At 68.2% G+C, this 23,767-nt stretch carries 23 protein-coding genes; 2 read left to right on the forward strand and 21 right to left on the reverse strand.

Annotated features, from left to right (window positions below; all coding sequences use genetic code 11):
* The first annotated feature begins 15 nt into the window (after positions 1-15).
* Entirely contained in the window at positions 16-1,263 is a 1,248-nt protein-coding gene (locus MKK75_RS19410) for a glycosyltransferase (protein ID WP_244044165.1), read from the forward strand.
* A gap of 191 nt (positions 1,264-1,454) precedes the next feature.
* Here the strand turns inward: MKK75_RS19410 and MKK75_RS19415 are convergent, their stop codons facing one another.
* From MKK75_RS19415 to proS, 4 genes are all read right to left on the reverse strand, one after another.
* Positions 1,455-1,715, reverse strand: a complete 261-nt coding sequence (locus tag MKK75_RS19415; RefSeq protein ID WP_244044166.1) for a hypothetical protein — start codon at positions 1,713-1,715, stop codon at positions 1,455-1,457.
* 232 nt (positions 1,716-1,947) lie between these two features.
* Positions 1,948-2,661 (reverse strand): ABC transporter ATP-binding protein, encoded by a 714-nt coding sequence (locus MKK75_RS19420; protein WP_244044167.1) that lies wholly within the window; start codon positions 2,659-2,661, stop codon positions 1,948-1,950.
* 14 nt (positions 2,662-2,675) lie between these two features.
* Entirely contained in the window at positions 2,676-3,974 is a 1,299-nt protein-coding gene (locus MKK75_RS19425) for a lipoprotein-releasing ABC transporter permease subunit (RefSeq protein WP_244044168.1), read from the reverse strand.
* 11 nt (positions 3,975-3,985) lie between these two features.
* Positions 3,986-5,311: a proline--tRNA ligase gene (gene proS, locus MKK75_RS19430; RefSeq protein ID WP_244044169.1), complete on the reverse strand. Its 1,326-nt coding sequence runs from the start codon at positions 5,309-5,311 to the stop codon at positions 3,986-3,988.
* A 556-nt stretch (positions 5,312-5,867) separates the two neighbouring features.
* On the opposite strand from proS, the gene MKK75_RS19435 reads away from it, so the two are divergent.
* Complete coding sequence (locus MKK75_RS19435) at positions 5,868-6,065, forward strand: hypothetical protein (protein ID WP_244044170.1); 198 nt, start codon at positions 5,868-5,870, stop codon at positions 6,063-6,065.
* A gap of 6 nt (positions 6,066-6,071) precedes the next feature.
* Here the strand turns inward: MKK75_RS19435 and MKK75_RS19440 are convergent, their stop codons facing one another.
* The 17 genes from MKK75_RS19440 to MKK75_RS19520 all read right to left on the reverse strand — a co-directional run bounded on the left by MKK75_RS19440 (position 6,072) and on the right by MKK75_RS19520 (position 23,752).
* Positions 6,072-6,398 carry a DUF1467 family protein gene (locus tag MKK75_RS19440; protein WP_244044171.1) on the reverse strand — a complete coding sequence of 109 codons (327 nt, stop codon included), beginning with the start codon at positions 6,396-6,398 and terminating at the stop codon, positions 6,072-6,074.
* 4 nt (positions 6,399-6,402) lie between these two features.
* Positions 6,403-6,807 carry a methylmalonyl-CoA epimerase gene (gene mce, locus MKK75_RS19445; RefSeq protein WP_244044172.1) on the reverse strand — a complete coding sequence of 135 codons (405 nt, stop codon included), beginning with the start codon at positions 6,805-6,807 and terminating at the stop codon, positions 6,403-6,405.
* Between the two features lie 209 nt (positions 6,808-7,016).
* Positions 7,017-8,690 carry a ribonuclease J gene (locus tag MKK75_RS19450; RefSeq protein ID WP_244044173.1) on the reverse strand — a complete coding sequence of 558 codons (1,674 nt, stop codon included), beginning with the start codon at positions 8,688-8,690 and terminating at the stop codon, positions 7,017-7,019.
* A 16-nt stretch (positions 8,691-8,706) separates the two neighbouring features.
* Positions 8,707-9,510 carry a biotin--[acetyl-CoA-carboxylase] ligase gene (locus MKK75_RS19455; protein WP_244044174.1) on the reverse strand — a complete coding sequence of 268 codons (804 nt, stop codon included), beginning with the start codon at positions 9,508-9,510 and terminating at the stop codon, positions 8,707-8,709.
* A 7-nt stretch (positions 9,511-9,517) separates the two neighbouring features.
* The gene (gene nuoN, locus MKK75_RS19460) at positions 9,518-10,963 is read right to left on the reverse strand and encodes an NADH-quinone oxidoreductase subunit NuoN (protein ID WP_244044175.1); all 1,446 of its coding nucleotides are present in this window, start codon (positions 10,961-10,963) and stop codon (positions 9,518-9,520) included.
* A gap of 10 nt (positions 10,964-10,973) precedes the next feature.
* Positions 10,974-12,494, reverse strand: a complete 1,521-nt coding sequence (locus MKK75_RS19465; RefSeq protein WP_244044176.1) for an NADH-quinone oxidoreductase subunit M — start codon at positions 12,492-12,494, stop codon at positions 10,974-10,976.
* Between the two features lies 1 nt (position 12,495).
* Positions 12,496-14,595 carry an NADH-quinone oxidoreductase subunit L gene (gene nuoL, locus MKK75_RS19470; RefSeq protein ID WP_244044177.1) on the reverse strand — a complete coding sequence of 700 codons (2,100 nt, stop codon included), beginning with the start codon at positions 14,593-14,595 and terminating at the stop codon, positions 12,496-12,498.
* 82 nt (positions 14,596-14,677) lie between these two features.
* Positions 14,678-14,983: an NADH-quinone oxidoreductase subunit NuoK gene (nuoK, locus tag MKK75_RS19475; protein WP_010686008.1), complete on the reverse strand. Its 306-nt coding sequence runs from the start codon at positions 14,981-14,983 to the stop codon at positions 14,678-14,680.
* A gap of 34 nt (positions 14,984-15,017) precedes the next feature.
* The gene (locus tag MKK75_RS19480; RefSeq protein WP_091715436.1) at positions 15,018-15,638 is read right to left on the reverse strand and encodes an NADH-quinone oxidoreductase subunit J; all 621 of its coding nucleotides are present in this window, start codon (positions 15,636-15,638) and stop codon (positions 15,018-15,020) included.
* A gap of 119 nt (positions 15,639-15,757) precedes the next feature.
* The gene (nuoI, locus tag MKK75_RS19485; protein WP_007560744.1) at positions 15,758-16,246 is read right to left on the reverse strand and encodes an NADH-quinone oxidoreductase subunit NuoI; all 489 of its coding nucleotides are present in this window, start codon (positions 16,244-16,246) and stop codon (positions 15,758-15,760) included.
* Positions 16,247-16,271: 25 nt separating this feature from the next.
* Positions 16,272-17,294 carry an NADH-quinone oxidoreductase subunit NuoH gene (gene nuoH, locus MKK75_RS19490; protein ID WP_007560745.1) on the reverse strand — a complete coding sequence of 341 codons (1,023 nt, stop codon included), beginning with the start codon at positions 17,292-17,294 and terminating at the stop codon, positions 16,272-16,274.
* Between the two features lie 14 nt (positions 17,295-17,308).
* Positions 17,309-19,390, reverse strand: coding sequence for an NADH-quinone oxidoreductase subunit NuoG (nuoG, locus tag MKK75_RS19495; protein ID WP_244044178.1), 2,082 nt, complete (start codon positions 19,388-19,390; stop codon positions 17,309-17,311).
* 10 nt (positions 19,391-19,400) lie between these two features.
* Entirely contained in the window at positions 19,401-19,610 is a 210-nt protein-coding gene (locus MKK75_RS19500; RefSeq protein WP_244044179.1) for a hypothetical protein, read from the reverse strand.
* 4 nt (positions 19,611-19,614) lie between these two features.
* Entirely contained in the window at positions 19,615-20,916 is a 1,302-nt protein-coding gene (nuoF, locus tag MKK75_RS19505) for an NADH-quinone oxidoreductase subunit NuoF (RefSeq protein ID WP_244044180.1), read from the reverse strand.
* A 13-nt stretch (positions 20,917-20,929) separates the two neighbouring features.
* Entirely contained in the window at positions 20,930-21,184 is a 255-nt protein-coding gene (locus MKK75_RS19510) for a hypothetical protein (RefSeq protein ID WP_244044181.1), read from the reverse strand.
* Positions 21,185-21,189: 5 nt separating this feature from the next.
* The gene (nuoE, locus tag MKK75_RS19515; RefSeq protein ID WP_244044182.1) at positions 21,190-22,551 is read right to left on the reverse strand and encodes an NADH-quinone oxidoreductase subunit NuoE; all 1,362 of its coding nucleotides are present in this window, start codon (positions 22,549-22,551) and stop codon (positions 21,190-21,192) included.
* A 10-nt stretch (positions 22,552-22,561) separates the two neighbouring features.
* The gene (locus MKK75_RS19520) at positions 22,562-23,752 is read right to left on the reverse strand and encodes an NADH-quinone oxidoreductase subunit D (protein ID WP_244044183.1); all 1,191 of its coding nucleotides are present in this window, start codon (positions 23,750-23,752) and stop codon (positions 22,562-22,564) included.
* Positions 23,753-23,767 lie beyond the last annotated feature (15 nt).

The following is a 23,767-nucleotide window of genomic DNA, read 5'->3' on the forward strand; positions in this document are numbered from 1 at the left end:
TGCGACGTCGCCCTCGTGGCCGTCGGCACACACGGCGACGTCCTGCCGTTCATCGCGCTGGGTCACGAACTCGTGCGGCGCGGCCATGGCGTCTCGCTGGCCGCCCCGGCGCCGTTCGAGGCGATGGCCCGCCGGGCCGGCCTCGGCTTCGAGCCCCTGGGCACGGTGGCCGATTACGAGGCCGTGATCCGTCAGCCGGATCTCTGGCACCCGCAGCAGGGCTTCCGGCCCATGTTCGACTACGCCCTGCGGGTCGCGGAGGCCACCTGCCTGTGGCTCGGCGCGACCCGCGCGCAGGGTGTCGACCTGCGGGTGGTCGCCTCGCCCCTCGGCTGGGGCGCGCGGCTCGCCCAGGATCTCTACGGTCTGCCGACCGCGACGCTGCACGTGATGCCGTTCCTGATCGAGAGCCGTTCCGATCCGCCCCGGCTCCCCGGCCTACCGCTGCCGCGCTTCCTGCCGGCGGCTTGGCGTGCCTACGTCAACCTCGGGGTCGATGCCGTGGCGGTCGGCCCGTTCACGCTGCCGCCCTTGAACGCCCTGCGCGCGCGCCTCGGACTCGATCCGGTCAACCGGCTGCGGCACTGGTGGAACAGCCCGACGCGCATGCTCCTGATGTTCCCCGACTGGTACGCGGCCCCGCAACCCGACTGGCCGGCCCAGGCCGTGCAGCTCGGCTTCCCGCTGGTCGACCGGTTCGGCGACGTGCCGGCTATGCCGCCGGAACTCGACGCCTTCCTGGCGGCGGGGGAGCCGCCGATCGTGTTCACCTACGGCTCGGCCATGCGCCAGGGTGCGCCTTTCTTCGACACCGCGGTGGAGGTCTGCCGGCGCATGGGTCGACGCGGCGTCCTGCTCGCGCCCCAGGGTGGGCAGATCCCGAAGCCGCTGTCGGGCGGGCTGATCCACCTGCCCTACGCGCCGCTGAGCACGCTGCTGCCGCGCAGCGCCGCCCTGGTCCATCACGGCGGCGTCGGGACGGTGGCGCAGGCGCTGGCCGCGGGGATCCCGCAACTGGTGGTCCCGGTGGCGTTCGATCATTTCGATGAGGGGCGGCGGCTCAAGGATCGGAACCTCGGCGCGACGCTGAGCCGCCGGTCCTTCCGGCCCGCCCGGGGCGCGCGGGTCCTGGGACGGCTGCTCGCCGATCCCGTGGTCGCCCGCGCCATCGCGGCGGCCCGGGCGCGGATGGCGGAGGGCGGCGACGCGATCGCCGATGCCTGCGATCAGGTCGAGGGGCTGGCCGCCGGGCGCGGCGTGTAGCATCTCCGCGCGCGACGGGTCGGAGCCGGCTGCCGCTCCGGGGGCCGGCGGCCGGCCCCGGAGCGGCGACCCGAAATCACGGGCCGAGCAGCACGCTCGCCGAGCCGACCAGGGTCATGAGGATGCCGCTCACGAAAGCGCCGATCATGACGTAGGAGAGGGGCTTGAGCTTCATCCGTCGTTATGCCGGATCAGCAGCGGTAGCCACCGGCGGTCTGGCCGTACTGCTTGACCGGGCGAGTCTGCTGGTTGGCGTTGCCCTCTGCGGCCGAGCTCATCGGGCAGCCGTCGTAGAAAGGCATGTCGTGGACGCCGAGGCCGAGCGAACCGGTCGTCTCCGGCGCGTTGGCGTTGAAGCCGGTCCAGCGGCCCTCGTTGGCCGCGAAGGCGGGCGACAGCGGCGCGGTGGCCAGGACAAGCGCGGTGACGGCGGCGGAAAAACGGTTCTTCATGAATAATCTCCGATATTGTTCAGCAAGATCTGGTTGATCTGCCGTGGTTTTTCTTCCACGAGAACAATATAGAGAACGAAAACATTCCGCGACGTGACGCCCCGCACGCGGCAGGACGGATTAAAATTTTACCGGGGTAAGGGCGTTTCGGGTTGATCGGATTGGTCGGATAAGGCGCAGGCCGGCTGCCGGAGGATGCACCGCGGGTGCCTGTCGACGGAAAGGCCCGTGTTCAGTCGAGCGGCGTGATCAGCCCGTCCCGGATCGTCACCCGCCGGTCCATGCGGGCGGCCAGATCCAGGTTGTGGGTCGCCACCAGTGCGGCGAGGCCCGAGGCGCGGACCAGGGCCATCAGCACCGAGAAGACGTGGCCGGCCGTGCCCGGATCGAGGTTGCCGGTGGGCTCGTCGGCGAGCAGGAGGCGCGGCCCGTTGGCCACCGCCCGGGCGATGGCGACGCGTTGCTGCTCGCCCCCCGACAGTTCGGCGGGGCGGTGCGGCAGCCGCTGCTTGAGGCCGAGGAAACTCAGGAGTTCGGTGGCGCGGGCTTTCGCCTCCGGGGCCTTCAGGCCGCGGATGAGCTGGGGCATCACCACGTTCTCCAGGGCCGAGAATTCCGGCAGGAGGTGGTGGAACTGGTAGACGAAGCCCATCTCCTCGCGCCGCAGCCGCGTGCGCTCGGCATCCGCCATGGCGGCGGTCGGCTGGCCGCCGATATAGATCTCCCCCCCGTCCGGCTTCTCCAGCAGCCCGGCGAGGTGCAGCAAGGTCGACTTGCCGGCGCCCGACGGCGCCACCAAGGCCACCAGTTCCCCCGGCCAGATCGCGAGGTCGGCACCGCGCAGGATCTCCAGCGCGCCCTCGGCCTGGGCGTAGCGACGCTCGACGCGGGAGAAGAACAGGGCCGGGACCGGCTGGTCGCCGGCGATCTGGCTCGAATCGGTCATCGATGCGCGGCCCGTCAGCCGTAGCGGAGGGCCTGCACCGGATCGAGCCGGGCGGCGCGCCAGGAGGGATAGAGCGTCGCCGCGAGCGACAGCAGCAGCGTGGTGATCACCACGGCGGTGATCTCCTTCGGGTTCATCTGGGCTGGGATCTCGGCCAGGAACCGCACGGTCGGGTCCCAGGCGCCCGGAAACAGCACGTGCTGGATCGGCTTGATGTTGAGCGTGATCAGGATCCCGAGCGCCAGCCCGCCGAGGGTGCCCACCACGCCGATCAGCGCGCCGTTGATCAGGAACACCCGCATGATCGTGCCGGGCGTCGCCCCCATGGTGCGCAGGATCGCGATGTCGCTCGACTTGTCGCGCACCAGCAGGATCAGGCCCGAGACGATGTTGAGCGTCGCCACCACGACGATCAGGCTGAGGATCAGGAACATCACGTTCCGCTCGACCTCCAGCGCCCCGAAAAAGGTCCGGTTGCGCTGGCGCCAGTCGGTCAGGAGGATCGGGCGCTCGGCCGCCATCTCCAGAGGCTCGCGCATCTCGCCGACATGATCGGGGTCGTCGACGTAGATCTCGATCATGCTGACGTCGCCGTCCTTGTTGAAGAACGCCTGCGCCTCGGTGAGCGGCATGAACACGAAGGTCTGGTCGAACTCGGTCATGCCGACCTCGAAGACCGCCTTGACGGTGTAGCTCTTCGTCCGCGGCGCGGTGCCGAACGGCGTCGACGAGCCTTTCGGCGTCACCAGCGTGATCGTGTCACCGGCCTGGAGACCCAGCGTATCGGCCAGCCGCCGTCCGATCAGCACGCCGGTGCCGTCGTCGAACCCCTCCAGGGTGCCGCCGCGGATCGAGCTGGTCACCGCGGCGAGCGCGTCGAGGTCGCCCGCCCGCACGCCGCGGATGATCACGCCGGAGCCGCCGTACTGCGAGGACGCGAAGGCCTGCCCCTCGACCAGCGGCACCGCCGCGCGCACGCCCGCCACCTTGGACAGGCGGTCCGACAGGTCGGTCCAGTCGTTGAACGGCCGGTCGATCGGTGTCGCGAACAGGTGGCCGTTGATGCCGACGATCTTCGACAGCAACTCCGCCCGGAAACCGTTCATCACCGACAGGACGATGATCAGGGTGGCGACGCCGAGCGCGATGCCGAGCACCGAGAAGAACGCCACCACCGAGACGCCCCCGCCCCGGCGGCGCGCCCGCAGGTAGCGGCCCGCGATGATCCACTCGAACGGCGCGAAGGGCGCGGTGCCCTGGCGGAACGAGGCTGCGAGGCCCCTCACCCGGTCGATCGCCGCGGATCCCGCCATTGTGTGGGGTCTCAGACGCGCTTGATGCGCGCGAGCAGGTCGACGATCGCGAGGCTCTCGCGCTCGCCGCCGGCGCGCCGCTTCAGCTCGACCTTGCCCTCGGCCAGACTCTTCGGGCCGACGATCACCTGCCAGGGCAGGCCGATCAGATCGGCGGTGGCGAACTTGGCGCCGGGCCGCTCGTCGCGGTCGTCGTAGAGCACCGACAGGCCGGCGGTCTCCAGGTCGGACTGGATCTGCGCACAGGCGGCGTCGGTGGCGGCATCGCCAGTCTTGAGGTTGATCAGCGCCACGTCGAAGGGCGCGACGACATCCGGCCAGATGATCCCGGCCTCGTCGTGGCTCGCCTCGATGATCGCCGCCACCAGCCGGCTCGGGCCGATGCCGTAGGAACCCATATGGACCGGCCGCTCGATCCCGTCCGGCCCGGCAACCTTGGCGCCCATCGGCTCCGAATACTTCGTGCCGAAATAGAAGATGTGCCCGACCTCGATGCCGCGGGCCGCCAGACGGCTCTCCTCCGGCACCTCGGCGAAGGCCGCCGGCTCGTGCATGTCCTCGGTGGCGGCGTAGTGGGAGGTCCAGGCATCGACGATGCCCTGGAGGCCGGCGACATCGTCGAAATCGACCGTTTCCGGCGGGGTGTCGAAATCGAGATAGGCCTTGTCGCAGAAGACCTCGCTCTCGCCGGTGTTGGCCAGGATGATGAACTCGTGGGACAGGTCGCCGCCGATCGGGCCGGTCTCGGCGCGCATCGGGATCGCCTTGAGGCCGAGACCCGCGAAGGTGCGCAGGTACGCCACGAACATCCGATTGTAGGCATGGCGGGCGCCGGCCTGATCGAAGTCGAACGAGTAGGCGTCCTTCATCAGGAACTCGCGCGAGCGCATCGTGCCGAAGCGCGGCCGCACCTCGTCGCGGAACTTCCACGAGATCTGATAGAGGTTCTTCGGGAGATCCTTGTACGATCGGGCGCTCGCGCGAAAAATCTCGGTCACCATCTCCTCGGCGGTGGGGCCGTAGAGCATCTCGCGGTCGTGCCGGTCCTTCAGGCGCAGCATCTCCTTGCCGTAGGCGTCGTAGCGGCCGGACTCCCGCCACAGCTCGGCGGATTGCACGGTCGGCATCAGGATCTCGATCGCGCCGGAGCGATCCTGCTCCCGGCGGATCACCGCGCAGACGCGCTCCAGCACCCGCAATCCGAGCGGCAGCCACGCGTAGATCCCCGCGGCCTCCTGGCGGACGAGGCCGGCGCGCAGCATCAGCCGGTGCGAGACGATCTCGGCTTCCTTGGGCGTCTCGCGCAAGGTCGGCATGAAGTAGCGGGAGAGACGCATGTCGCCAAAGTCTTGCAGGTGGAGCCGGCCGGGAGGAGCCGCGGCGCGCGGGCACACAACACGCCGGAGCCGTAAATTACAAGCACTGCGCGACCACGACGCGGCGTAATCGCGGCGAAGCCGTGGCGCGGGGCCGTCGGCCAGCCGGCCCTGCCCACCGGGAGAGCGGCCTGCCTATTTGCCGGCAAGAAAGCGCAGTTTTTTCTCGCAGACCCGGTGACAACACGAATTGTTGTTCCTATAAGCGGGCGGCGATGTTTGCGACACCCGGAAGAGGTGGCGCAAGGTCCGAGTCTCGGGAGGAAAAACGACCGCCCCGCAGCCAATGCGGAGGATATTCAAGGTCGAGCCACTGAAGCTTGAAAGCAAGGCCTTGGGCCTTGCTTTTTTTGTTTGCCGATCCGGGGGCTGCGACGTCCCGGCCCCCTGTGATCAGTGTCGATTGCGCAGACAACCGGCGCAGTGGTCCGGTTTCTCTTCGGCGCCGGCAAGCCCTTAACATCTCTCGTCTTTTTGCGGTGCAGGGTGGCCTCGGACTTGCCCGGGTGAGCCTGCCATGCACTTCGAGATCCGCCAGGCCGACACGCACTGGGCCTGGGTTCTGCTCAACGATGCCAACGAGACGATCGCGGAGTCGGACCAGACTTTCCCGTCGGCCGCGCAGGCCTCCACGGCGGCCCTGGCCTTCGCCCATCTGGTGGCGCGGGCCGGCAAGTCGCTGACGGTGGCGTCGCCCTCGGGCACCCTGCTCTGAGCCGCGTCACAGACCCGTCAGCGGGAACACCGCCAGGGCGATCAGGAAGGCGGCGCCCGCCACCAGCGTCGTCCAGATCGCCTTCTCGCGCAGCCGCGGCGCTGCGGGCGCGCCCGGATCCTGACCCGGCACGACGTGGCTCGGCCGGGTCTCGGGCTGGTTGCGCAGGGGCAGCACCGCGAAGAGCAGCGTCCACCACACCACGAAGTAGAGCGCGATGGCGCCGCCGATCGTGAGCTTGAACAGGCCCACGCCGGCCGCCACGAAGGCGGCGACCAGCACCGTGATGACGCCGAGGGTGATCGGCGTCGAGCGGACCAGCGTCGTCATCATGCGATCACACCTGCTCCAGCTCGACCAGGGTACCCAGGAAATCTTTCGGATGCAGGAACAGGACCGGCTTGCCGTGGGCGCCGATCCGCGGCTCGCCGCTGCCGAGCACCCGGGCGCCCTGCTGTTTGAGCTTGTCGCGGGCGGCCAGAATGTCGTCCACCTCGTAGCAGACGTGGTGGACGCCGCCGCCGGGGTTGCGCGCCACGAAGGACTCGATCGGCGAGTTCTCGCCGAGCGGCGCCATCAGCTCGACCTTGCTGTTCGGCAACTCGACGAACACGACGGTGACGCCGTGCTCGGGCTGCGGCAGGGGCGGCGTCACCGTCGCACCCAGCGTGTCGCGATAGATCGCGCAGGCGGCGTCGAGATCCTGCACGGCGATGGCCACGTGATTGAGACGGCCGATCATTCTTGCTTCCTCCCCGTTCGCGCACCGACCGGCAGGTCGCTCCTCTCCAATCCGCAGACCTCATCCTGAGGTGCTGCGCAGCAGCCTCGAGGAGGGCTCCAGGGATCGCAGCGCTTTCTGGAGGGCTCCTTCGAGGCCCGCTTTGCGGGCACCTCAGGATGAGGGGGATGGGTGGGATCTGCCTCGGTGTGTCGTGGCGGTTTCGTACCCTAAACTTCCACAACCTGCACGTGGCAGGCAGGCTTCTTGCCCCAGACCTCGTTGACCGCGGTGCGCACGGCCCGGTCGACCGTCTTCTCGACGCTCTCCGAGTCCTTGAGCTTGCCCCGCGACAGGCCCGACAGGGTGCGGGTCACCGCATCGATCACCGTCTCGATCAGCGGCTCGCCGGACCGGCCGCGGTTCGGCAGGCCGATGATGTCCACCGCCGGCTCGCCCAGCACCGCGCCGTCCTCGTCGATGGCGATCGCCACCGAGACCAGCCCGGCCTGCATCAGCTTGCGCCGCTCGGGGATCGCCCGGTCCTTCTCGTCGATCAGGACGTCGCCGTCCTTGAACAGGCGGCCGGCCTTCACGTGGTCGATCACCTCGGGCTTGCCGGGGCTGAGGCGGATCAGGCTGCCGTTGCGGGCCTTGACCACGTTCTGCACCCCTTGCGCGCGGGCGAAGCGGGCATGCTCGTCGAGGTGCAGCGCCTCGCCGTGGACCGGGATCGCGGTGCCGGGCCGCGTCCACTTGTACATCTCGACCATCTCGTCCCGGCGAGGATGGCCCGAGACGTGGACGAGGGCGGTGCGGTCGGTGATGACCTCGACGCCCTGCTCGATCAGGTCGTTGATGATGGCGCCGACATCGCGCTCGTTGCCGGGGATCGCCCGGGAGGAAAAGATCACCCGGTCGCCCGCGGTCAGGCTGATATCCGGGTGGTCGCGGCGGGAAACCCGGGCCAAAGCCGCCCGGGGCTCGCCCTGCGAGCCGGTGAGCAGGGCCACGACCCGCTCGCGGGGCAGGCTCTTCCACGAGTCCGCCCGGCGGAACTCGGGCAGGCCGTCGAGGTAGCCGCACTCGCGGGCGACATCGATCACCCGGTCCATGGCCCGGCCGACCGCCACGATCTCGCGGCCGCAGGCGACCGCGGCCTCGGCCACCGCGCGGATACGGGCGACGTTCGACGCGAAGGTGGTCACCGCGACCCGGTGGGGCGCGTCGGCGATCAGGGTCTTGAGGGTCGCGGCGACTTCGCGCTCGCTGGGGGAGAAACCCTCGCGGACCACGTTCGTGGAATCACAGACCAGTGCCAGGATCCCCTCGTCGCCGAGGGCGGTGAAGGCCTCGGGCGAGGTGACTTCGCCGGCCACCGGCGTCGGGTCGATCTTCCAGTCGCCGGTGTGGACCACGAGGCCCGCGGCGGTGCGGATCGCAATGGCGTTCGACTCGGGGATCGAGTGCGAGACCGGAACGTATTCGAGCTCGAACGGGCCGACGGTAATGCGCCGGCCGGGCTTGATCTCGCGCAGGTCGACCTTCGGGGCACCGGGATCCGAGAGGCGGCGGGTCTCCAGCAGGTTCTTAGCGAAGCGCGTCGCGTAGACCGGCGCCTTGATGCGCGACCATAGCTCGGAGATCGCCCCGATATGGTCCTCGTGCGCGTGGGTGATGAAGATCCCCAGCAGGTCCTTGCGCTTCTCCTCGATGAAGGAGAGGTCCGGGAACATCAGGTCGATGCCCGGCATGTTCTCCTCGCCGGCGAAGCCCATGCCGCAATCGACCATGATCCACTTCCGGCCCTTCTCCGGCCCGAAGCCGTAGAGCGCCGCATTCATCCCGATCTCGCCCACGCCGCCGAGCGGCAGGAAGACCAGCTCCTCCTGTCCTGTTGCCATCTGTGATCGTCCAAACTCAGGCCGCCGTCGCGGCCGATCCGAAATGCACCTCGCCCGCCGTCACGGTATGCCGGTTCCCATCGGGGGCGAGGATCACGAGCCGCCCCCCCTCGTCGATCGTCTCGAACACGCCGTTGAGGGTGTGTCCGCCGCTGCGCACCGCGATCTCCGATCCGAGACCTGCGGCCCGCGCCAGCCAGTCGGCGCGCAGGGCAGCGAAATTCCGTCCCCGATCCCAGAGGCGCGCCCGCGCCGCCATCCGGTCCGAGAGATGTTCCAGTAGCGCCTCGGCGTCCCCCGCGTAACCCGCTGCCGCCAAGCTCGTGGCGCGCAGGCCGTCCGGAGCCGCCGCCACGTTGACGCCGAAGCCGATCACCGCGGCGCGCCGGCCGCCGGGCAGCGTCTCGGCCTCCAGCAACAGACCCGCGAGCTTGGCGCCGCCGAGCAGCACGTCGTTCGGCCATTTGAGCTGGAGAGATCGGGCGATGCCGGCGGATCCGGTATCCGGCAGGGTGCCGCAGGCCGCCTCCAGCGCCTCGATCAGGGCGAGCCCGGCCACGAAGCCGAGTTCGGCGAGATGGTCGGGCGCTACCCCGGCGACGGGCCAGAGGACGCTCGCCGCGAGGTTCCCCACCAGGGAGGCCCAGACGTTGCCCCGCCGGCCGCGGCCCGCCTCCTGGCGGTGCGTCACCACCCAAAGCGGCCCGGTCTCACCGGCCCGCGCCTGCGCCATCGCCTCCGTGTTGGTGGAGCCGAGGGTATCGTGGACATGGAGGCGGTGGCCTTGGGCACGCGCCTCGGGCCCGAGTCGGTAAGGCAAAGTCGTCCTAGAACAGCGACTTGGCGGCCCGGCCGGCGGCGCCGACCAGCGGCCCGGGCAGCAGGAAGAACAGCACCACCACGACGCTCGACAAAGCGAGCACCACGCGCAGGCCCGGCGGCATCGCCTCGTAGGGCTCCTTCGGCTCGTCGAAATACATGATCCGCACGATCCGCAGGTAGTAATAGGCGCCCACCACGCTGGTCACCACGCCGATCACCGCGAGCGTCACGAGGCCCGCCTTGATGGCGGCGGCGAAGACGTAGAACTTCGCGAAGAACCCGGCGAGCGGCGGGATGCCGGCCAGCGAGAACATCATCGCGGCAAGGCAGAAGGCCAGCCACGGATGGGTCCGCGACAGGCCCGACAGATCGTCGATCTTCTCGAACATCACGTTCCGGCGCCGGAGCGACAGGATGATCGCGAAGGAGCCCAGCGTCATCGCGAGGTAGATGATCATGTAGGTGACGAGCCCGCTGATCCCCTCCTCCGAGCCGCAGGCCAGGCCGATCAGCGCGTAGCCGATATTGGCGATCGACGAGTAGGCCATCAGGCGCTTGATCGAGCTCTGGCCGATCGCCGCGAAGGAGCCGAGCGCCATCGACACGACCGAGACGAAGATGAAGATCTGCTGCCAGACCGCCGTCACCTCCGGCAGGGCGCCGATGAAGACCCGCACGGTCATCGAGACGGCCGCCATCTTGGGCGCGGTGGCGAAGAACGCCGTCACCGGGGTGGGCGAGCCCTCGTAGACGTCGGGCGTCCACATGTGGAACGGCACCGCCGACATCTTGAAGCAGACGCCCGCCGCCACGAACACGATGCCGAGCACGATGCCGAAGCCGGCGTTCTCGTTCAGCGCAGAGACGATACCGGGGAACGAGACCGTCCCGGTGAAGCCGTAGATCAGCGAGGCACCGTAGAGCAGCATGCCCGAGGAGAGCGCGCCGAGCACGAAGTATTTCAGGCCCGCCTCGGTGGACTTGATGTCGTCCCGGTGGAAGGCCGCGATCACGTAGGCGGCGAGCGATTGCAGCTCCAGGCCGAGATAGAGCGCGATCAGGTCGTTGGCCGAGACCATCACCATCATGCCGATGGTGCAGAGCACGATCAGTACGGGGAACTCGAACCGGTCGATGCGTTCGCGCTTGAAGTAGTCGTGCGCCAGCAGGATCGTCGCCGACGAGCCGAGCAGAACCAGCGACTTCATCACCTTCGAGAAGGAGTCGGACACGAAGGCGCCCGAGAGGGTCGTGATCCGCCCGTGGACCGGCTGGGAGATCACCACCGACAGGGCGACGAGCAGGAGCGCGAGGGCGCCGATGCTCACGGTCTCGGCCGAGCGGTCCCCGCGCCACGCGCCGTAGAGGATCAGGAGCAGGACGCCGACGCCGAGGATCAGCTCGGGCAGGAGCGGCGCCAGCGAGGGCAGGACGGAGTGGACATTGGTCATGGTGTCCGCCTCAGCGCGGGATCGGCAGCGCCGCGGCGGCCGTCTGGGTGTTCGAGAGGGCGGTCTTGATGCTTGCCATCAGCGCGTCGGTCGAAGGCGCGAACACGTCGAGCACGGGGGCCGGGTGCACACCGTAATAGATTGTCAGCACCACCAGGGGGGCGAGGATGATCTTCTCGCGCAGATCCAGATCGAGGATGCCCTGGAGGTTCGGCTTTTCCAGCTTGCCGTAGATCACCCGGGCGTAGAGCCACAGGGCGTAGCCCGCCGAGAGGATGATTCCGAAGGTCGAGAAGAACGCGACGTTCGGGTTCGCCTTGAAGGCGCCGAGCATCGACAGGAATTCGCCGACGAAGCCCGAGGTGCCCGGCAGGCCGACATTGGCCATGGTGAACACCATCATGGCCACCGCGTAGAGCGGCATCCGCTTCACGAGACCGCCATAGGCGGCGATCTCGCGGGTGTGCATCCGGTCGTAGACGACGCCGACGCAGAGGAAGAGCGCCCCCGACACGATGCCGTGGGAGATCATCAGGAACAGCGCGCCCTGGATGCCCTGCTCGTTCAGGGTGAACAGGCCGAGCGTCACGAAGCCCATATGGGCGACCGACGAGTAGGCGATCAGCTTCTTGATGTCGGTCTGCATCATCGCGGTGAGCGAGGTGAAGATGATCGCGATCACCGAGAGGGCGAAAACCAGGGGCGCGAAATCGTGGCTCGCCACCGGCAGCATCGGCAGCGAGATCCGGATGAAGCCGTAGCCGCCCATCTTCAGCAGGATGCCGGCCAGGATCACCGAGCCGGCGGTGGGCGCCTCCACGTGGGCGTCGGGCAGCCAGGTATGGACCGGCCACATCGGCATCTTCACCGCGAAGGAGGCGAAGAAGGCGAGCCACAGCCAGGTCTGCATCTCCACCGGGAAGCGGTACTGCAGCAGGGTCGGGATGTCGGTGGTTCCGGCCTGCCAGTACATCGCCATCACGGCGAGGAGCATCAGCACCGAGCCGAGCAGGGTGTAGAGGAAGAACTTGAAGCTCGCGTAGACCCGGCGCGCGCCGCCCCAGATGCCGATGATCAGGAACATCGGGATCAGGCCGGCCTCGAAGAACAGGTAGAACAGCAGCAGGTCGAGGGATTCGAACACGCCGATCATCGTCGTCTCGAGGACGAGAAAGGCGACGAAGTACTCCTTCACCCGGAAGTGGATCGAGTGCCACGAGGCGCCGATGCAGAACGGCATGAGGAAGGTGGTCAGCAGGATCAGCGGCATCGAGAAGCCGTCGACCCCGAGCTTGAACCGGATCGTGTCGGTGAGCCACGCGTGGCTCTCGACCAGCTGGAAGCTCGCCGAGGCGGCGTCGTAGCGGCCCCAGGCCACCAGCGAGAGCACGAAGGTGACGATCGTGGTGGCGAGCGCGGCCCAGCGGCTGTTGCGCGCGACGGCCTCCTCGTCGCCGTTCAGCGTCAGGAGGAAGGCCGCGCCGCAGAGCGGCACGATCAGCAGGCCGGAGAGGATGCCGAGACCGAGCATGTCAGTGAGCACCCTTGGGCAGGCCGGACATCAGGTACCAGCTGATCAGGCCGGCGACGCCGATGAGCATCACGAAGGCGTAGTGGTAGAGGTAGCCGGTCTGGAGGCGCACCACCCCGCGGGTCACGTCCACCACGCGCGCCGCGATGCCGTTGGGACCGAGCCCGTCGATGATCCGGCCGTCGCCCTCCTTCCAGAGGAACAGGCCGAAATCCTTGGCCGGGCGGACGAAGATCCGGTCGTAGATCTCGTCGAAGTACCACTTGTTGAGCAGGAACCGGTACAGCGACGGCTGCTGCGCGGCGAGCTCGCCCGGCAGCTCCGGCCGGCGGATATACATCCAGTAGGCCAGGACGAAGCCGAGGATCAGCATGATCAGCGGCGAGTAGGAGACCAGCGCCGGGACCTCGTGGATCTCGTGCATGATGTGGTTGTTCGGCCCGTGCGCCAGGGCGTGGCCCCAGAACGCGTCCATCCCCTCGCCGATGAAGCGGCTGTGGAAGATGATCCCGGCGAACAGCGCACCGAAGGCGAGGATCGCCAGCGGGACCGTCATCACGAGCGGGCTCTCGTGGGGTGTGTGGTCGCCGTGCCCGTGATGGTCGTCGGCGACCACGTCGCTCTTGTGCGCCGGCTCGATGTCGTGGCCCTTGTCGTCGTGGGCCGCGCCCTCTGTGTGGCCGGGAGCCCCGTCGGCCTCGTGGGCCATCGTGGACTGCACGACCGCGGGAGCCGCGTGATGATCGTGGGCGGCGTGCGCACCCCAGCGCTCCGGCCCCTCGAAGGTCATGAAGAACAGCCGCCAGGAATAGAACGACGTGAAGAACGCCGCCACCACCACGCACAGGAAGGCCAGCGTGTGGCCCGGGCGGGTCGACGCGTAGGCCGCCTCGATGATCGCGTCCTTCGAGTAGTAGCCGGCCGTGTAGGGGAAGCCGATCAGCGCGAGCGAGCCGATCGCCATCATGGCGCTGGTATAGGGGATGTAGCGGCGCAGGCCGCCCATGTTCCGCATGTCCTGCTCGTGGTGCATCGCGTGGATGACCGAGCCGGCCCCGAGGAACAGCAGCGCCTTGAAGAAGGCGTGGGTGAACAGGTGGAACACGCCCGCCGAATAGGCGCCGACCCCGAGCGCCACGAACATGTAGCCGAGCTGCGAACAGGTCGAGTAGGCGATCACCCGCTTGATGTCGTTCTGTACCAGCCCGATCGTGGCCGCGAAGAAGGACGTGATGCCGCCGATCACCGTCACGACGACGAGGGCGTTCGGCGCCTCCTCGAACAGCGGCGACAGGCGCGCGACCATGAACACGCCGGCGGTCACCATGGTGGCGGCGTGGATCAGCGCCGAGACCGGGGTCGGGCCCTCCATGGCATCCGGCAGCCAGGTGTGCAGCAGGAACTGCGCCGACTTGCCCATGGCGCCCATGAACAGCAGCAGGCAGGCGAGCGTCAGGGCGTTCCAGTCGTAGCCGAGGAAGTGGAAGCTCAGCGTCTTGATCGCGTCGACCTTGCCGAAGATCGCGTCGAACGCCACCGAGCCGGTCAGCGCGAAGACCAGGAAGATGCCGAGCGAGAAGCCGAAATCGCCGACGCGGTTGACGATGAACGCCTTCATGGCGGCGGCGTTGGCCGAGGGCTTCTCGTACCAGAAGCCGATCAGCAGGTAGGAGGCGAGGCCCACCCCCTCCCAGCCGAAGAACATCTGCACGAGGTTGTCGGCCGTCACCAGCATCAGCATGGCGAAGGTGAACAGCGACAGGTAGGCGAAGAAGCGCGGCCGGTGCGGATCCTCCTCCATGTAGCCCACGGAGTAAAGGTGCACGAGGGTCGAGACCGTGGTGACCACCACCAGCATCACCCGGGTCAGGGTGTCGACCTTGAAGGCCCAGTCGACCTGCAGGTCGCCGGCCGAGAACCAGGAGGCCACCTGCACCCGCTCGGCATGGCCGCCGTCGAGGAACACGCCCCAGGCGATCAGTGCCGTGAAGGCCAGGAACGCCGTGGTGATGTACTCGCAGGCCCGCGCCCCGATGTACCGGCCGAACAGGCCGGCGATCAGGAAGCCGATGAGCGGGAAGAAGACGATCGCGTGATACATCGCTCTCTTGCATTCCGTCCTCCGGGCCGGCCGCGAAGCGGCGGCGTCCGGATGTGAATCGGGGCGGCGGGGTGGGGTAGCCCTAGCCCTTCATCATGCTCACGTCTTCCACCGCGATGGAGCCGCGGTTGCGGAAGAACACCACCAGGATGGCGAGGCCGATCGCCGATTCGGCTGCCGCGACCGTCAGCACGAACAGGGCGAAGACCTGGCCGGTGATGTCGTTCAGCTGCGTCGAGAAGGCGACGAGGTTGATGTTGACCGAGAGCAGGATCAACTCGACCGACATCAGGATGACGATGATGTTCTTGCGGTTGATGAAGATGCCGAGCACGCCGAGCGTGAACAGAATCGCCGCGACGGTGAGATAGTGGCTCAGGCCGATCATCGTTCGAAACCTCCGGCTTTCATCGGACCTCGCATCAGACCTCGACACCCTGGCGCGAGGGGACCTTGCGGGTCTCCACCGCCATGGCCTGGGTGCGGGCGTTCTGGACCGCGATGTCCTGGCGCTTGACGCCCGGCCGGTCGCGCAGGGTCAGCACGATCGCGCCGATCATGGCGACCAGCAGGATCAGGCCGGCGAGCTGGAAGAAGTAGGCGTAGTCCGTGTAGATCACCCGCCCCAGTGCCTGGGCGTTGGTGAGGTTCTCGGCGGAGGCCACGTTGCCGAGCGGCGCCTGGACGAGGCCCGGATCGATGCTCCACGAGCCCACCACCAGCAGCAGCTCGACCAGGAAGATCGCGCCGATCAGCGCGCCCACCGGCAGGTATTGCTGGAAGCCCTGGCGCAGCTCGGCGAAGTCGACGTCGAGCATCATCACCACGAACAGGAACAGCACCGCCACCGCGCCGACGTAGACGACGACGAGGATCATCGCCAGGAACTCGGCGCCCATCAGGACGAACAGCCCGGCGGCGTTCACGAAGGCGAGGATCAGGAACAGCACCGAGGCCACGGGATTGCGCGAGGCGATCACCATGAAGCCCGACGCGACCGTGATGCTCGCGAACAGATAGAAGAAGGCGGCTGCTGCGGTCATGCGCTGGTCGGGATCGGCCGCCGGAGCGGCCCCTTCTGCCGTGCGTGAAGACGGTCCGCAGCGGGCGGGCCGTCTATAGAACCCGGTCGGCGGGGGCACAACCGCGCCCCCGACATGAGTCAGCGATAAGGCGCGTCCATCGCGATGTTGCGGGCGATCTCGCGCTCCCAACGGTCGCCGTTCAGGAGAAGCTTCTGCTTGTCGTAGAGAAGCTCTTCCCGGGTCTCCACCGAGAATTCGAAGTTCGGCCCCTCGACGATGGCGTCAACCGGGCAGGCCTCCTGGCACATGCCGCAATAGATGCACTTCACCATGTCGATGTCGTACCGGGTCGTCCGGCGGGTGCCGTCGTTGCGGCGTGGACCGGCCTCGATCGTGATGGCCTGGGCCGGGCAGATCGCCTCGCAGAGCTTGCAGGCGATGCAGCGCTCCTCGCCGTTCGGGTAGCGGCGCAGGGCGTGCTCCCCCCGGAACCGGGGTCCGCGATGGCCCATCTCGAAGGGGTAGTTGATCGTGGCCTTCGGCTTGAAGAAGTAGCGCATGCCGAGGATCATCCCCGACACGAATTCCTTCAAGAGAAGGCTCTTGGCGACCTGATCCAGCTTCATGCCGTGATCTCCAGATGTCTTGGGGTCACGCGCCCGGGGCCAGGCCGGTGAGCTTCAACACGAAGGCCACGACCACCACCGAGACGAGCGAAATGGGCAGAAAGACCTTCCAGCCGAGGCGCATGAGCTGATCGTAGCGGTAGCGCGGCACGATCGACTTCACCATCGCGAACAGGAAGAACAGGAAGCTGGCCTTGAGGATGAACCAGATCACCCCGGGCACCCAGGTGAACGGCGCGAACGGGATCGGGGACAGCCAGCCGCCCAGGAACAGCACGGTGCCGAGCGCGCACATGCTCATGATGGCGACGTACTCACCGAGCATGAACAGCAGGTAGGGCGTGGAGGAGTATTCCACCATGTAGCCCGCCACCAGCTCCGACTCGGCCTCCGGCAGGTCGAAGGGCGGCCGGTTGGTCTCGGCGAGCGCCGAGATGAAGAACACCACGAACATCGGGAACAGCCACAGCCAGTACCAGCCGAACAGGCCGAGGCTGGTGTCCTGTGCCATCACGATGCGCGAGAGGTTGAGTGAGCCGGCGCAGAGCAGCACGCAGATGATCACGAAGCCGAGCGAGACCTCGTAGGAGATCATCTGCGCCGCCGAGCGGAGCGCGCCCAGGAACGCATATTTCGAGTTCGACGCCCAGCCGCCCATGATGACGCCGTAGACGCCCAGGCTGGAGATCGCGAAGATGTAGGTGATGCCGACATTGATGTCGGCGATCGCCCAGCCGTCGGCGAGCGGGATCACCGCCCAGCTCGACAAAGCGAGCATCGCGAAGACCAGCGGCGCCAGCAGGTAGATCGCCTTGTTGGCGCCCGCCGGGATGACCGGTTCCTTCAGCACGAACTTGAGCAGGTCGGCAAACGACTGGAACAGGCCGAACGGCCCGACCACGTTGGGACCCCGCCGGAGCTGCACCGCCGCCCAGATCTTCCGGTCGGCGAGCAGCGCGTAGGCGATGAACACGAGGAGCGCGGCCAGGAGCACGAAGCTCTTCAGCACGATCAGGAGCACGGTCCCGAGGATTTCGAGCGGCGTCATCGGTCAAACAGCTCCTACTCGGCCGCCGCCAGGGGCCGCGCCTCGGCGGCGCGCTCCCGGGCGAGGCGCGAGCACTCCGCGAGGATGCGCGAGGCGCGGGCGATCGGGTTGGTGAGGTAGAAGTCGACCACGGGCGAGGCGAAGGCCGGTCCCGTGGCCGTGCCGCTCAGGCCCGCGAGCTTGTCCACCGCCTCCGCGACTTGGCTGGGCTCAATCGCGCCGATCGCCGCGAAATGCGGGTGGGCCGCGTAGAGCGCCCGACGCAGCGCGCTCAGCGAATCGAACGGCAGGCGCTTGCCCAGCACGTCCGACAGGGCGCGCAGGATCGCCCAGTCCTCACGGGCATCGCCCGGCGGGAAGGCGGCGCGGTTGCCCATCTGGACCCGGCCTTCCGTGTTCACCCAGGTCGCCGACTTCTCGCTGTAGGCGGCCCCCGGCAGGATCACGTCGGCGCGGGAGGCGCCGCGGTCGCCGTGGCTGCCCTGGTAGACCACGAAGGCGCCCGGGGCGACGTCGCGCTCGTCGGCGCCGAGGTTGAACAGCACGTCGAGGGCGCCGGCCTCCAGCATCTGCGCGAAGGTCAGGCCGCCCTCCCCCGGCACGAAGCCGAGATCCAGCGCGCCGACCCGGCCCGCCGCCGTGTGCAGAACGCCGAACCCGTTCCCCTCGGGAGAGACGGCGCCGACCGCCTTCGCGAGGGAGGCGGCTGCTGCCAGCACGCCCGGCGCGGCATTGGCGCCGACGATCACGAGCGGCGCCTTCGCTTCCTTGAGGATGTGGAAAAAGCTGTGCTCGCCGCGGGCCAGGGCGGCCAGCGAATCGGGGCCGGCGCCGATGTAGTGGCTCGGATAGGTCAGGTCGACCGGTTCGCCGATCACGCCCACGGCCAGCGGCGCCATGCGCCAGCGCTTGCGGATTCGTACGTTCAGCAGCGAGGCCTCGGTGCGCGGGTTGGCGCCGACGATCAGGATCGCGTCCGCCGCCTCGATCCCCGGAATGGTCGGGTTGAAGATGTAGGCGGCGCGGCCGAGCGCCGGGTCGAGGCCGGCATCGGTCTGGCGGCAGTCGAGGTTCGGCGAGCCGAGGCTCCTGATCAACTCGCGCAACGCAAACGTCTCCTCGACGCCCGCGAGGTCGCCGACGACCGCGCCGATGCGCTTCGGATCCGCGCCCTTCACCTTGGCGGCGATGGCCTGGAAGGCTTCAGCCCAGGAGGCGGGACGCAGCCGTCCGTTCTCGCGCAGGTAGGGCCGGTCCAGCCGCTGCATCCGCAAGCCATCGATGTGGTAGCGGGTCTTGTCGGAGATCCATTCCTCGTTGATCTCCTCGCTGATCCGCGGCTCGATCTGCATGACCTCGCGGCCGCGGGTATCGATGCGGATCGACGAACCCACCGCGTCCATCACGTCGACCGATTCGGTCTTGTTCAGCTCCCAGGGGCGCACGTTGTAGCTCTGCGGCCGGTGCACGAGGGCGCCCACGGGGCAGAGATCGGCGACGTTGCCCTGGAGCTCCGACGCCATCGACTGCTCGAGGTAGCTCGTGATCTCCATATCCTCGCCGCGGCCGATGGCGCCGAGGTCCGGCACGCCCGCCACCTCGGCGAGGAAGCGCACGCAGCGGGTGCAGTGGATGCAGCGGTTCATCGCGGTCCGCACCAGCGGGCCGATATGTTTCTCTTCGACCGCGCGCTTGTTCTCCTGGTAGCGGGTCGAATCGACCCCGTAGGCCATGGCCTGGTCCTGTAGGTCGCAATGGCCGCCCTGGTCGCAGATCGGGCAATCGAGGGGGTGGTTGATCAGGAGGAACTCCATCACCCCCTCCCGCGCCTTCTTGGTCAGGCCGGAGCGGGTCAGCACCTCCGGCGGCTCGCCGTTCGGGCCGGGGCGGCAATCCTTCACCGCGTAGGCGCAGGAGGCCACCGGCTTCGGCGCACCCTTCAGCTCGACGAGGCACATCCGGCAATTGCCGGCGATCGACAGGCGCTCGTGGAAGCAGAAGCGCGGGATCTCGGCCCCCGCGGCCTCGCAGGCCTGGAGCAGGGTGTATTCGGCCGGAACCTCGACCTCGGTGCCGTCGACGAGGATCTTTGTCATCGGTGCAATCTCAGTGCGGGGCGTCGGCGAGATCGAGGCGGCGCTCGATGCGCTCGACGCGAAGCTCAATGCGATCAATGCGGCGATGTACGCCGGCCAGGTTCTCCTCGACCGCCGACATCCGGGCCTTCACGTCGTTCACGTCGTCGATCAGGCGGTCGACCTTCCCGTCGATGCGTCGCAGGAGGACGAGCACGAGGTTGTCGGGTTGGTCGACCATCGGATCACTCCGCGGCCATCGGCACAGGCTCGCTGTGCGGGTTGGCGGTGTAGCGGTCGATCCGCTTCTCGATCTCGGGGCGGAAATGCTTGATCAGACCCTGGATCGGCCAGGCCGCCGCGTCGCCGAGCGCGCAGATCGTGTGACCCTCGATCTGCTTGGTGACCTCGAACAGCATGTCGATCTCGCGCTTCTGGGCGCGGCCCTCGGTCATGCGCTGCATCACCCGCCACATCCAGCCGGTGCCCTCGCGGCAGGGCGTGCACTGGCCGCAGGACTCGTGCTTGTAGAAGTACGAGATCCGCGTGATCGCCGCGACGATGTCGGTGGACTTGTCGAGCACGATCACCGCCGCCGTGCCCAGGCCGGAGCCGAGGTTACGCAGGGTGTCGAAATCCATCTTGGCGTCGACGATTTGTTCCGCGGGAACAAGGGGAACCGAGGATCCGCCGGGGATGGAACACAAAAGATTGTCCCAGCCGCCACGCATGCCGCCGCAATGACGGTCGATGAGCTCGCGGAAGGTGATGCCCAGCTCCTCCTCGACGTTGCACGGCGTGTTGACGTGGCCGGAGACGCAGAAGAGCTTGGTGCCGGTGTTGTTCTTGCCGCCGAGCCCCGCGAACCACGCGCCGCCGCGCCGCAGGATCGTGCCGGCCACCGCGATCGACTCGACGTTGTTCACGGTCGTGGGGCAGCCGTAGAGGCCCATGTTGGCCGGGAACGGCGGCTTCAGCCGCGGCATCCCCTTCTTGCCCTCAAGGCTCTCGATCAGCGCCGTCTCCTCGCCGCAGATATAGGCGCCGGCGCCGTGGTGGACGTAGATGTCGAAGGGATAGTCGTGCACGTTCGACTGGCCGACGAGGCGGGCCGCGTAGGCCTCGTCCACGGCCTTCTGGAGGGCGTGCTTCTCGGCGACGTACTCGCCGCGGATGTAGATGTAGCAGGCATGCGCCGCCATGGCGAAGCAGGCCAGCATGCAGCCCTCGATCAGGAGATGCGGATCGTGCCGCATGATCTCCCGGTCCTTGCAGGTGCCCGGCTCCGACTCGTCGGCGTTGACCACCAAGTAGTGCGGGCGCCCGTCGGACTTCTTGGGCATGAACGACCACTTGAGGCCGGTGGGGAAGCCCGCACCGCCGCGGCCGCGGAGCCCCGAGGCCTTCATCTCGTCGATGATCCAGTCGCGGCCCTGCTCCAGCAGGAACTTGGTCCCGTCCCAGGCGCCGCGCTTCTTCGCGGCTTCCAGGCCCGGGGACTGCAGCCCGTAGAGGTTGGTGAAGATGCGATCCTGATCCGACAGCATGTCCAAAAATCCCTCAGCTGACCGGAGCGTCGGTGATGTCGAGGCGGCGCTCGATGCGGGCGAGCCGCGAATCGAGAGCGCCGAACGCCTCGTACAGGTTACCCACGTCCGTCTGCACGGCGTTCATCTGAACCTGCTGCGCCTGCAGACTGATGCGCATGCCTTTCAGCTCGCCACGCACTTCCCGCAGGCCTTCATCCACGGTGCCCAGGCGCGTCTGCATCGCCTTTAGCACCTCGTAGATCAGGTCGTTCGACACCTCGGCCATGGCGGTCACGCTCCGGTGCCCGACAGAGTCTTGGCTTGCCCCACCCAGTCCTCCCGGTCGATGCGACCCGGGAACGCGAGGTAGGTGCCAACCCAGGTGATTTCGTCGCGGCTCCAGGCGGCGATCTGGTCGAAATGATAGATGCCGAGCCCGTTCAGGCGCTGGCTGTTGCCCGGGCCGACGCCCTTGATCCGGGTCAGATCGTCGGGCTGACCGGCCCGGGCGGCGTCGAGGCCCGGGGGCCGCCTACCGACCGCGTCGGCCTTCTGCTCGGCGCTGGCATCCTTCGGCAACGCCGCCAGCGCCCCGGCGACGCGGGCTTCCTCGGCCTCGGCCGCAACCTCGGCGTCGCTGGCGCCGGAGGCCTCCGGCTGCTGCGGGACCGAATCGCGGTCCGGCACGTCCTGCTTGCCCTGCTCGCCCGCGGCGGGTTCACCCTCGGCGATGCGCTTGGCCGGCGAATCGAGCACGTCGGCGTCGCCAGGGCGGGCGGCGCCGTGCTTGGCGGTGGACCGGCCCCGTTCGGCGGCGTCCGCGCGGTCCTCGGGCTTGATCGGAGTCTCGCCCGCGGCCGCGCGCTGGGCCGGGGCGTCGCTCACGGTCCGCTCGACCGGGCGGCCGGCATCGGGCCGGGCCGGCTTCGGGTTCTCGGCGGCCTGCTGCGCGCCGGAGGCGGCCTCACCGGTCTTTGCAGCCGGATCCTCTGCCTTGCCGGCCTCTTCGAAGCGCTTGCGCCACGCGCCGACCCGCGAGCCGTCGTAGAGCGTCGGGTCGGTGAGCGTGTTCACGGCGCCCTGGGGCTCGGACGAGACGCGCCCGGTCTGCGAGCCGACCTTCACCGGCCGGCCGGCGGCAAGGTCGTCCATCAGCTGGCCCAGCGATTCGGGCGTCAGGTCCTCGTAATAATCCTGGTTGATCTGCACCATCGGCGCGTTGCAGCAGGCGCCGAGGCACTCGACCTCGAGCCAGGAGAAGGTGCCGTCCGCCGAGACGTGACCCGGCGCGCCGAGCCGCGCCTGGAGCATGTCCTTAAGTCCGCGCGCACCGCAGGAATCGCACGGCACCGTGCCGCAGACCTGGATCCAGAAGCGGCCCACCGGCTCCAGGGCGAACATCGTGTAGAAGGTCGCCACCTCCAGCACGCGGATGTTCGGCATGCCTAGTTCGGCCGCCACAGCCTCGATCGCCGCCCGCGGCAGCCAGCCACCGTTCTGCTCCTGCGCCTTCCACAGGAGCGAGATCACCGCGGAGGCCTGACGGCCCTCCGGGTACTTGGCGATCTGAGTCTTGGCCCACTCGGCGTTCTCGGGCGAGAACGCGAAGGTCTGGGGCTGCTCGGAGGCGGGGGCGAGTCTGCGGTTGGCCATCGCGTCTGTCTTACCGATCCACTTCGCCGAACACGATGTCGAGCGTGCCGAGCACGCAGGAGACGTCGGCGAGAAGGTGCCCGCGGCACATCCAGTCCATCGCCTGCAGATGCGCGAAGCCCGGCGCGCGGATCTTGCAGCGATACGGCTTGTTGGTCCCGTCGGACACGAGATACACGCCGAACTCGCCCTTGGGTGCTTCCACGGCGGCGTAGACCTCGCCTTCCGGCACGTGGAAGCCCTCGGTGTAGAGCTTGAAGTGGTGGATGAGCGCCTCCATCGAGCGCTTCATCTCCCGGCGCGGCGGCGGGGCGAACTTGCCGTCGATCGAGGCGATCGGCCCCTGGCCGGCGGGCTCGCGCAGCTTGGCGACGCACTGCTTCATGATGCGCACCGACTCGCGCATCTCCTCCATGCGGATCACCTGGCGATCGTAGGTGTCGCCGTTCTTCCCCACGGGGATGTCGAACTCCATCTCCTCGTAGCACTCGTAGGGCTGCGCCTTGCGCAAATCCCAGGGGATGCCGGAGCCGCGCACCATCACGCCGGAAAAGCCCCACTGCATCGCCTCATCGACCGACACGATGCCGATGTCGACGTTGCGCTGCTTGAAGATGCGGTTGGCCATGACGAGGTCGTCGAGATCCTGGACGACCTGCAGGAACGGGTCGCAGAACGCTTCGATGTCATCGATGAGCTTCGGCGGCAGATCCTGGTGGACGCCGCCCGGCCGGAAGTAGTTGGCGTGGAGCCGGGCGCCGGAGGCCCGCTCGTAGAAGATCATCAGCTTCTCGCGCTCCTCGAAGCCCCAGAGCGGTGGCGTGAGGGCGCCGACATCCATCGCCTGCGTGGTGACGTTGAGCAGGTGCGACAGGAGGCGGCCGATCTCGCAGAACAACGTGCGGATGAGCTTCGCCCGGCGCGGCACCTCGATCCCGGCGAGCTTCTCGATCGCCAGGCAGAAGGCGTGCTCCTGGTTCATCGGCGACACGTAGTCGAGCCGGTCGAAATAGGGCGTCGCCTGCAGGTAGGTCTTGTGCTCGATCAGCTTCTCGGTGCCGCGGTGCAAGAGGCCGATATGCGGATCGACGCGCTCGACCACCTCGCCGTCGAGTTCCAGCACGAGGCGCAGCACGCCGTGCGCCGCCGGATGCTGCGGGCCGAAGTTGATCGCGAAGTTGCGGATGTTGTGTTCGGTCATCGGCCGGCTCCGCCG

It is taken from the genome of Methylobacterium sp. J-030, assembly GCF_022829545.1.
Lineage (GTDB): Bacteria > Pseudomonadota > Alphaproteobacteria > Rhizobiales > Beijerinckiaceae > Methylobacterium.

What these genes read in the sequence shown, in the direction of transcription:
- MKK75_RS19415 (WP_244044166.1), bottom strand. Translation starts at nt 1,715, where the DNA reads ATGAAGAACCGTTTTTCCGCCGCCGTCACCGCGCTTGTCCTGGCCACC.
- MKK75_RS19420 (WP_244044167.1), bottom strand. Translation starts at nt 2,661, where the DNA reads ATGACCGATTCGAGCCAGATCGCCGGCGACCAGCCGGTCCCGGCCCTG.
- MKK75_RS19425 (WP_244044168.1), bottom strand. Translation starts at nt 3,974, where the DNA reads ATGGCGGGATCCGCGGCGATCGACCGGGTGAGGGGCCTCGCAGCCTCG.
- proS (WP_244044169.1), bottom strand. Translation starts at nt 5,311, where the DNA reads ATGCGTCTCTCCCGCTACTTCATGCCGACCTTGCGCGAGACGCCCAAG.
- MKK75_RS19435 (WP_244044170.1), top strand. Translation starts at nt 5,868, where the DNA reads ATGCACTTCGAGATCCGCCAGGCCGACACGCACTGGGCCTGGGTTCTG.
- MKK75_RS19440 (WP_244044171.1), bottom strand. Translation starts at nt 6,398, where the DNA reads ATGATGACGACGCTGGTCCGCTCGACGCCGATCACCCTCGGCGTCATC.
- mce (WP_244044172.1), bottom strand. Translation starts at nt 6,807, where the DNA reads ATGATCGGCCGTCTCAATCACGTGGCCATCGCCGTGCAGGATCTCGAC.
- MKK75_RS19450 (WP_244044173.1), bottom strand. Translation starts at nt 8,690, where the DNA reads ATGGCAACAGGACAGGAGGAGCTGGTCTTCCTGCCGCTCGGCGGCGTG.
- nuoN (WP_244044175.1), bottom strand. Translation starts at nt 10,963, where the DNA reads ATGACCAATGTCCACTCCGTCCTGCCCTCGCTGGCGCCGCTCCTGCCC.
- MKK75_RS19465 (WP_244044176.1), bottom strand. Translation starts at nt 12,494, where the DNA reads ATGCTCGGTCTCGGCATCCTCTCCGGCCTGCTGATCGTGCCGCTCTGC.
- nuoL (WP_244044177.1), bottom strand. Translation starts at nt 14,595, where the DNA reads ATGTATCACGCGATCGTCTTCTTCCCGCTCATCGGCTTCCTGATCGCC.
- nuoK (WP_010686008.1), bottom strand. Translation starts at nt 14,983, where the DNA reads ATGATCGGCCTGAGCCACTATCTCACCGTCGCGGCGATTCTGTTCACG.
- MKK75_RS19480 (WP_091715436.1), bottom strand. Translation starts at nt 15,638, where the DNA reads ATGACCGCAGCAGCCGCCTTCTTCTATCTGTTCGCGAGCATCACGGTC.
- nuoI (WP_007560744.1), bottom strand. Translation starts at nt 16,246, where the DNA reads ATGAAGCTGGATCAGGTCGCCAAGAGCCTTCTCTTGAAGGAATTCGTG.
- nuoH (WP_007560745.1), bottom strand. Translation starts at nt 17,294, where the DNA reads ATGACGCCGCTCGAAATCCTCGGGACCGTGCTCCTGATCGTGCTGAAG.
- nuoG (WP_244044178.1), bottom strand. Translation starts at nt 19,390, where the DNA reads ATGACAAAGATCCTCGTCGACGGCACCGAGGTCGAGGTTCCGGCCGAA.
- MKK75_RS19500 (WP_244044179.1), bottom strand. Translation starts at nt 19,610, where the DNA reads ATGGTCGACCAACCCGACAACCTCGTGCTCGTCCTCCTGCGACGCATC.
- nuoF (WP_244044180.1), bottom strand. Translation starts at nt 20,916, where the DNA reads ATGCTGTCGGATCAGGATCGCATCTTCACCAACCTCTACGGGCTGCAG.
- MKK75_RS19510 (WP_244044181.1), bottom strand. Translation starts at nt 21,184, where the DNA reads ATGGCCGAGGTGTCGAACGACCTGATCTACGAGGTGCTAAAGGCGATG.
- nuoE (WP_244044182.1), bottom strand. Translation starts at nt 22,551, where the DNA reads ATGGCCAACCGCAGACTCGCCCCCGCCTCCGAGCAGCCCCAGACCTTC.
- MKK75_RS19520 (WP_244044183.1), bottom strand. Translation starts at nt 23,752, where the DNA reads ATGACCGAACACAACATCCGCAACTTCGCGATCAACTTCGGCCCGCAG.